Annotated in this window: 3 protein-coding genes and 1 pseudogene; 3 read left to right on the forward strand and 1 reads right to left on the reverse strand. The window is 45.6% G+C overall.

Annotation, left to right across the window (positions count from 1 at the left end; genetic code table 11):
- Together F6K52_RS35890 and F6K52_RS35895 are read left to right on the forward strand one after the other, a co-directional pair.
- The coding region (locus F6K52_RS35890; RefSeq protein ID WP_293089924.1) for a transposase at positions 1-599 on the forward strand (599 nt) is incomplete at its 5' end.
- 13 nt (positions 600-612) lie between these two features.
- A pseudogene (locus tag F6K52_RS35895) lies at positions 613-1,077 on the forward strand (transposase); the annotation flags it as partial.
- Here F6K52_RS35895 and F6K52_RS35900 read toward each other — a convergent pair.
- Positions 989-1,210, reverse strand: a complete 222-nt coding sequence (locus F6K52_RS35900) for a hypothetical protein (RefSeq protein WP_293089930.1) — start codon at positions 1,208-1,210, stop codon at positions 989-991. The pseudogene F6K52_RS35895 and the gene F6K52_RS35900 overlap by 89 nt on opposite strands.
- Before the next feature lie 226 nt (positions 1,211-1,436).
- On the opposite strand from F6K52_RS35900, the gene F6K52_RS35905 reads away from it, so the two are divergent.
- Entirely contained in the window at positions 1,437-1,727 is a 291-nt protein-coding gene (locus F6K52_RS35905; RefSeq protein ID WP_293089928.1) for a hypothetical protein, read from the forward strand.
- Positions 1,728-1,837 lie beyond the last annotated feature (110 nt).

Here is a 1,837-nt window from a genome sequence, read left to right on the forward strand (position 1 = left end):
GATATAAACCCATGGTAGAAGTACCAATGTCAATGGTTCCTATGATGAGGAGCCGGATGAAGGGAAACTTTCACGTCCGGTTTTGGAGACGAGTCGGTGGGGCGACTTACCGACTTAGTTTAATCGACAAGAAGCAAATAAAGCGAGTTCGGATTGTCAAAAGGGCTGATGGGTATTACGTTCAGTTTTGTATTTCCGTCGATATAAATGAACAATTGGAACCTGCTGAAGCCACTGTAGGATTGGATGTAGGATTGAAAGATTTTTACACCGATTCTAGAGGAAATACTGAACCTAACCCCAAGTTTTATCGCAAAGGTGAAAAGCGGCTAAAATTTTATCAGCGTCGAGTTTCTCGTAAAAATAAAGGCAAGGCCGTAGGCCACGCTACGCGAACATCCAATCGCAAGAAAGCCGTCAATAGATTAGGTAGACAGCACCTTAAAATAAGTAGGCAGCGTGTTGGCGAAGCCTGCGCGCAGCGCATAGAACATGCTAAGAGACTGGTTAGAAGTTACCGCAAGAAGAGTGCAGCCTTTATAGTTGGTAGGCTATGCATCAAAGGTGACAGGTTTTGTTGTAAGGCTGCACTCTTCTAAGGTTTCGTCTCCGGCACGTTGCGTAGTCCGGTCTAACGACTTGGTCGCCTATGAAGATTTAAGGGTTAAAAACCTGGTTAAAAACCACTGTCTAGCTAAATCTATTAACGATGTAGGTTGGTATCAATTTAGAAAATGGTTAGAGCATTTTGGAACTAAGTTTGGCAGAGCCACTGTTGCGGTAAACCCTGCCTATACTAGCCAAAATTGTTCTGAATGCGGTGAAGTTGTGAAAAAATCACTATCGACTCGAACTCACGTGTGCAAATGCGGGTGTGAACTTGATAGAGACCACAACGCTGCAATCAATATTCTGAAAAGAGCATTGGGTACGGTGGGGCACACCGGAACCTGGATCATTGATCCGAACTCTTCAGGAGATCTGGCCTCTACTGTTCTTGACTCCGGTCAGGTTCAGCAAGCTGCGTCGTTGAGTGAAGAATCCCCGCGTCTAATGACCGGGGAGTGTCAACTGTGAGGAAGTTGTTGACCGTGGCTAAATACAAGCCGACATCCTCAGCCAAAGCTCGCTGGCTGGGAAAACCGTTACGCCTGACTGCCAGTTTGACTTTTTCAATGCACCCTTGACTAACTTTAAGGGACCTGGCCATGGCTCATTTCATCACTACTATATAAATTTTATTATTGATCCACTAAAAGTCAGGCACAAGTCAGCCACAAGTCAGATCTTCTCAGGCGGTAAGTCAGTTAGCAGTAGAGTTTGATGAATATATGAGGTTCAAATAAGTCGAACTTGATGTTCTTCAAAACTGAACTCTTTACTAAAAACAAGAACAACGTCATGTAGTTGACTACTTTTTCACAAGGAGACACTTGATGAAAGTTAACAATGATGACCTCGCTGTAACTATTCCCGGACAGGAAAGTAATGGTATGAGTGATGCCACAAACGAAAGCCCCACAATTGTATCGGGTTTGGTGAATAGCGCTGGAAAGGTGTTTAGCGCTCAAGGATTTACCGTTAGTGAACCTGTTGAGATCGGAGGTACTGGTGCAGCGATGCAGCGCGGTCTTGGGGAGGCAGTGCGGTCTTGGGGGTCTCCCCCGGAGACGAAACCTGATTACGTTGAGCCTTTATGGTTGGTAGGCTATGCAAAAAAGGGGTAAAACTTATTGATTAGCGATGCAGCGCGGTCTTGGGGGTCCCCCCCATGAGCGACTGCATCAAGACAAGGCTCAACTGTCTTACGGTAACTTCTAACCATGAGCAACTGCCG

Source organism: Moorena sp. SIO3H5 (genome assembly GCF_010692395.1).
Lineage (GTDB): Bacteria > Cyanobacteriota > Cyanobacteriia > Cyanobacteriales > Coleofasciculaceae > Moorena.

Bases quoted from the DNA above. Each gene is read 5' to 3' on its own strand.
- F6K52_RS35900 (WP_293089930.1), bottom strand. From the start codon at position 1,210: ATGGCCAGGTCCCTTAAAGTTAGTCAAGGGTGCATTGAAAAAGTCAAA.
- F6K52_RS35905 (WP_293089928.1), top strand. From the start codon at position 1,437: ATGAAAGTTAACAATGATGACCTCGCTGTAACTATTCCCGGACAGGAA.